Here is a 5131-nt window from a genome sequence, read left to right on the forward strand (position 1 = left end):
GACGAGCGGGACGTCCCCGAGCGAGCACACGCAGAAGGTCCACATCGTCGACCACGAACCGACCGACGCCACCGGAACCAACAACGACAACCCCACCAGCGAACCCGACCCCACCGGACCGGCGGCCCGCGGCGCAGAAAGCACCCCGGAGCAGCACGAAAATTCTGCCAGCAATAACGACGACGAATATGAAACCGCTGGCACCCGCAATTACGCGACCGGCGCCCGCGGGCGACCAGGCTGGCCGGGCTGCGGACCCGGGCTCGCATGAGGACCACCGCGAACCGATCGACGTGCGAGTGACGCAGGTGCACGAGGTCCACCACGTCGACCCCCACCCAGGTCACCCGCGACGACCCCGCCGACCACTCCGAGGCAGACGACCTCGACCTCGACCTCGACCTCGACCTCGACCTCGACGAGATCATCGACGCCGAGATCGTCGACGAGCCGCACACCCCTCGCCCGCCGCTCACCTCATGGCCGGCGGCCGCCAGGACGAGAGAGACGACGTCGTGGCGGTTGACGCCGGCGATGCGGAGGTCCTCGACGCGGAGATCATCCAGGACCCCCAGACCACCCCGGCCAGCCCCGGCCGGGGCGACACCCTCAACACGGAGGCACCCACCATGACCACCAGCACCACCGACATGGCCAGCGGCGAGACCCTCGACCCGCACGCCGCGAAGCGCTTCGCCGATTCCATGCGCACCCTCGCCGAGAACGCCGCACAGCAGATCGAGCAGAGCATCGCGGCCCTGGAGGGCCGCGGGGTGGCCGGCGAGCCGATCGCCCAGCTCAGCCAGATGCTGGAGAGCTTCCAGACCGCCGCCGGCACCGCCACGAGCGCCGGTGAGCACTTCGACCGCCACATCGCCCACCAGGACCAGCTCCTCAGCGACGACACCATCGCCGGAACCGTCAACGGCACCTACGTGGGCACCGCCTCCTAGCCCGACAACAGCCCCTGCCTCCAGCAACAGGATGGACATCCGCGGCGTGGCGGAGCAGGGGCACCAAGCCAAAACGCAAGGATTGCCAGATTTCCCCTGGACGCCTACCGTTGCGTCAGTCGATGCACGATTTGCAAGGTTCTTCTACCTGGAGGAGCGCACTCGCATGAGCGTCACGCCTAGCAGCTCAAAGCCCGGATCAGAACTGGTGCGCCGGTCAGTGGGGACGGTGGCTCGTCGTGGTGATGCGGCGCTGCGTGAGCACCTGGTGCGTGAGGCGCGGATCGAGCAGGGGGTCCGGGCTCGGCGGGCGCCGTTCCTCGCCGTCGGCGGGGTCGCTGTTCTGGGCTGGGTCGGCTGGGGCCTGCACGAGCTGCTGCGTCTGGGGGCCGACGCCGCCGCGATCCTGGCCGCACCGGTCGCGGTCGGGTGACCGGCGCGGCCGGCGCGGCGGTCGCGATCGGCTGGCGCCGCCAGCTGGGTGGTCACCACCGCCGGTTCGCGATCGTCACCACCGCCGCGGCCGCGTGGTCGGGGTGGTCTCGCTGTTTTCGCCCGCGTCGTGGACCGCGATGGCGGTCCTGGTGCTGGGGGCGATCGGGCTGTGCTCGCGCTGGCAGGCCGCGCACGCCGTACCCCAGCCCGGCCCGGACGCGGCTGCCCAGGCCGCGCGCTGGTCCCGGGGCACGGCCGCCTCCGCCGCCGGTACGAGCCGGGTGGAGATCGCGGAGATGGTTCAGCGGTGGGAGGAGCGCATCGCAGCTGAGCGCGGTCCGATCCCGGACTCCAGCTCGTCGAGCCGCAGGTCCTGCCGGCGGCGGTGCGTTTCACCGTCGCCACCGTGCCGGGCTCGACCAGCTTCGACACCGCCCATGCGCTGCGGGGCCGGATCGCCTCGGGGCTGCAGCGCCCCAGCTCGCGCATCGTGCTGGAGCCCAGCGACGTCGACGAGTCGATGTTCGACCTGACCGTGATCACGCGGGACGTGCTCGCCGACGGTGTGCCCTACACCGGCCCCGTCTACCACGACGGCCGCGTCGAGATCGGGGCGTTCGCCGACGGCGACGACACCGCCACCTACACCGCTGCGGACCGTGCCGGCGCCCGCAACGGCCTGGCCACCGGGGAGCCCGGCTCGGGGAAGTCGGCGTTCCTCGAATCGGTCGGTATGGGCCTGCTCAGCTCCGGGAGCTGGCACCTGATGTTCGGCGACGGTGACCCCGAGGGCGGGTCCCCCCGCTGCTGATGAAGGTCGCGCACTGGTCGGCCGCCGGCCCCGAGGGCGTCCTGGCCCAGCTCACCGCGCTGGAGGTGCTGCTGGAGGTGCGCTCGATGGTCAAGGCCACCCTGACCATCGGCACCGACGGGCGGCCCGTCGCCAAGACCGACCCCGCCAGCCCTCGGCCCGCGAGATCCACCCCTGCCCCGCCTTCCCCGGCGTGCAGTGGATCCTCGACGAGCTGCAGCGCCTGGTCAGCGACCCGCTGCTGGTCTCGGTGAAGTTCGCCGAGCGCCTGGAGCGCCTGGTGCGCATCGGGCGCAAGTACGGCATCGGCCTGCTCGTCGGGACCCAGTCGCTGCTGCTGGCCGACTACGGCAACCGGTCCCCGCTGCGCGGCTACCTCGCCAACCGCAACCTGTTCGCCTTCCGCAACAGCAACAAGTCCGAGCGCGCCGTGGTCGCCGGGCTGGAGATCAGCCCGTCGGTCCTGCCCACCGGCGGCGGGTACGCCTTCTCCGCCGGCGCCGGGCGGCTGGCCATGCTGCGGGTGGCCTGGGCCCCGACATGGCCCGCCACGCCGAGGGTCTCGACTCGGCCACCTCGATTCGGACTCCGAGCTCGCGATGGCGCCGCACCGCCCGGTCCCGGTCGACGAGGACGACGCGCTCACCGAGCAGCTGGCCCGCCTCGCTGCCTGGCGGCAGGCGGCCGGCCACCCCGCACCCGGCGGCACACCGGCCACGCCGAGCACCCCGGGCTCCCCGGTCTCCTCGGTGTTCGCCGACCCGGCGCAGATCACCGTGCCCGCGGCGCTGACCGGGGACAACATCATCCCCATGCCCGTCCGGGGTTCGCTTCCCGTCCTCGGCGCGGTGCCCGCCGACCTCGACGCCCTCTCGGGCACCCAGCGCGCCGTGCTCGACCGTGCCGTGCGCGGCGCAGCGCGCCACCGGCGCGATCGCCGGGGCGGCCGAGGTCACCACGTCGGCGGCGTCGAAGGCCCTCAGCGCGCTGGCCGACCTCGGACTGGTCACCAAGGCCGGCCACGGCCAGTGGGACGCCGCTCTCGCCGGTGCCGGGCAGCAGCGATGAGCGCGCGACGGGGGGCCGGAGTCATGACCGAGCGGTGGGGCTGGCAGCCGACGGCGTGGCTGCAGGACGGGCTCCCGACCTGGCGGTGGCGCGCCGCTCCGGCCGGGCTGATGACCCGCCGCCAGATGCGTGCCGCCGGACTGGCACCCTGCGGAGCCGCCCCGGTCGCGCAGGTCGTGTGCCGCCGCGGACGCCGGTGGGCGCTGCTGTGGGATCCCGCCGAACTGGGGCCGAAGCGGGTCCCGTCCCCGGCTCAGCTCGCAGCGCTGGACCGGGCCCTGGCCGCACGACGGCGCTGCCCGATCTGCCGGCTCGACGCCGGCTACTGCATCCCCCGCTCGATCGGCTCCTGCCTGGAGTGCGCCTCCCCCTGCACCGCCACCCCCACGGCCGCCTGACCGACCAGCCCAGCGCCACCCCCCGCCCACCAACCCGAGGAGCACCGATGAACAGCACGAACACACACGCCAACATTTCCGCAATCAAGAAAGGCAGCATCATGGAAAACGGATTTGCACGACTGCTCGGACGTCGGCGCACGCCCGACACCCGGACCACGGTCCTCGACGCACTCGGCGGCCAGACCCGACTTCTACAGGTCGACCACCCGAGGACCTGAGCAACGTCCACTTCCTGCTGCTCGACGCGGTCACCAACTACGGCGCGACGACCCCGCAGGGACGAACCCTCATCGAGGCGGCAGGGCTGGTACACGACCTGTTCAGGACCTGGCGGTGGCGCGGGACCGATCCGGCCGCCCGGGTCGCCGCGCACCGCTGCCTGGCCGCCCTCGCCTACTCAGAGCACCCGCTGACCCGTTTCAGCCCCGAGGGCGATCACGCCCGGGCCTGGATCGACTACATCAGCCAGCTCCCCCTGAGAGCGTGTTGTGGAACCTGGGCGATCAGTTCTTGAGGTCCTCTGCTAGCCGGCGGGCGGCTTCGATCTCGACCGGGCTGGTCGGTGGGGCGAGTTCCTCGCCGGCCAGGCGGGCGGCCATCAGCCGGATCATCGCGAACTGGATCATGGCCTCGGCATGGGCAGTGAGCCTTTTTCAACCTGGCGTTTGTGCTGGTCAAGCCGTCGAGTGGGCTCCCCGGACCGCGACCGCGCGGCGGCCTGACCTGCATCATCGGGGATCTGGCCGCTGCCGACGGGGCCCTGCCGCCGCTTCGCGGCGGGTCCTCGGTCAGGTTGAAAAAGGCTGGCTACCAGCCGCGGCGTTCACGACGATCTATCCGACGGTGGAGGCAGCGATCCCGGTCGCGATCGAGGGCGTCGACGACGTCGAGATCGACGAAGTACGAATCGTGGCTGTGGGCACGGCCGGGTGGCGTGGCGGTCCACCGAGGAAGAATTCGAGTAGCCGAACCCGCGGGGCCGAGGTACGAGTGGTGGTACTGCGGCGCTTCCCGTCGATGTTGATGACGGTGGCCTGGCTGGGTAGCTCACCGCGGCCGGGTGTGGAGTGATCGATGGGCGGCGGCCGAGGTCCGGCATGCCCGGACACGTCGCCGGCGTCGAGATCGCCCGCGGTTCTCCGCCACGGTGCAGCCCGCGGCACGCTACAGATCCGCAGCGTGCCGCGGGCTGTCGGCGCGGCGGTGTATCGAACGTATCCGAGTTGTGGGCGAATTCAGGCGGTTGAAGCATCTAGCTCAACGAGTTCGGCGAATATCTCGGAGGGCTTCTTCCAGTTGTGGATTTTACGGGGTCGGTCGTTGATGTCGCAAGCCACCATCGCCAGGTATTTGGGTCCGAGGTGATGTCCGTGCCTTTCGGGAAGTACTCGCGGACGATGCGGTTGAGGTTCTCGTTGCTGCCGCGTTCCCACGGCGAGTGTGGTGGGGCGAGGTACACCGGC

General features: G+C 71.5%; 9 protein-coding genes and 1 pseudogene. 8 read left to right on the plus strand and 2 right to left on the minus strand.

From position 1 onward, the window contains the following. The 3 genes from Ae717Ps2_RS39770 to Ae717Ps2_RS37045 form a co-directional block, all read left to right on the plus strand. Positions 1–271, plus strand: a 271-nt coding sequence (locus Ae717Ps2_RS39770) for a hypothetical protein (protein ID WP_233147896.1), incomplete at its 5' end; no start/stop codon positions are given. A 244-nt stretch (positions 272–515) separates the two neighbouring features. Further along, positions 516–953, plus strand: a complete 438-nt coding sequence (locus tag Ae717Ps2_RS37895) for a hypothetical protein (RefSeq protein ID WP_158071642.1) — start codon at positions 516–518, stop codon at positions 951–953. Positions 954–1161: 208 nt separating this feature from the next. After that, positions 1162–1386, plus strand: a complete 225-nt coding sequence (locus Ae717Ps2_RS37045) for a hypothetical protein (RefSeq protein ID WP_144276124.1) — start codon at positions 1162–1164, stop codon at positions 1384–1386. A gap of 75 nt (positions 1387–1461) precedes the next feature. Here the strand turns inward: Ae717Ps2_RS37045 and Ae717Ps2_RS37050 are convergent, their stop codons facing one another. Further along, positions 1462–1641, minus strand: a complete 180-nt coding sequence (locus Ae717Ps2_RS37050; protein WP_144276125.1) for a hypothetical protein — start codon at positions 1639–1641, stop codon at positions 1462–1464. A gap of 132 nt (positions 1642–1773) precedes the next feature. Here Ae717Ps2_RS37050 and Ae717Ps2_RS34330 point away from each other — a divergent pair, with 132 nt between their 5' ends. From Ae717Ps2_RS34330 to Ae717Ps2_RS37905, 5 genes are all read left to right on the plus strand, one after another. Further along, the gene (locus Ae717Ps2_RS34330) at positions 1774–2199 is read left to right on the plus strand and encodes a hypothetical protein (RefSeq protein WP_075334946.1); all 426 of its coding nucleotides are present in this window, start codon (positions 1774–1776) and stop codon (positions 2197–2199) included. Further along, complete coding sequence (locus tag Ae717Ps2_RS34335) at positions 2199–2453, plus strand: hypothetical protein (protein WP_075334947.1); 255 nt, start codon at positions 2199–2201, stop codon at positions 2451–2453. The genes Ae717Ps2_RS34330 and Ae717Ps2_RS34335 overlap by 1 nt, the downstream gene beginning before the upstream one ends. Before the next feature lie 646 nt (positions 2454–3099). Beyond that, a complete protein-coding gene (locus Ae717Ps2_RS37900) occupies positions 3100–3267 on the plus strand; it encodes a hypothetical protein (protein WP_158071644.1) in 168 nt (55 codons plus the stop codon). Further along, complete coding sequence (locus Ae717Ps2_RS34345) at positions 3264–3665, plus strand: RRQRL motif-containing zinc-binding protein (protein WP_198932386.1); 402 nt, start codon at positions 3264–3266, stop codon at positions 3663–3665. The genes Ae717Ps2_RS37900 and Ae717Ps2_RS34345 overlap by 4 nt, the downstream gene beginning before the upstream one ends. A gap of 47 nt (positions 3666–3712) precedes the next feature. Next, positions 3713–3886 carry a hypothetical protein gene (locus Ae717Ps2_RS37905; RefSeq protein WP_158071645.1) on the plus strand — a complete coding sequence of 58 codons (174 nt, stop codon included), beginning with the start codon at positions 3713–3715 and terminating at the stop codon, positions 3884–3886. A gap of 285 nt (positions 3887–4171) precedes the next feature. Here the strand turns inward: Ae717Ps2_RS37905 and Ae717Ps2_RS37055 are convergent. Next, positions 4172–4321: pseudogene (locus tag Ae717Ps2_RS37055) on the minus strand (IS5/IS1182 family transposase); the annotation flags it as partial. Positions 4322–5131 lie beyond the last annotated feature (810 nt).

The organism is Pseudonocardia sp. Ae717_Ps2 (genome assembly GCF_001932475.1).
In the GTDB taxonomy this organism is placed as follows: domain Bacteria; phylum Actinomycetota; class Actinomycetes; order Mycobacteriales; family Pseudonocardiaceae; genus Pseudonocardia.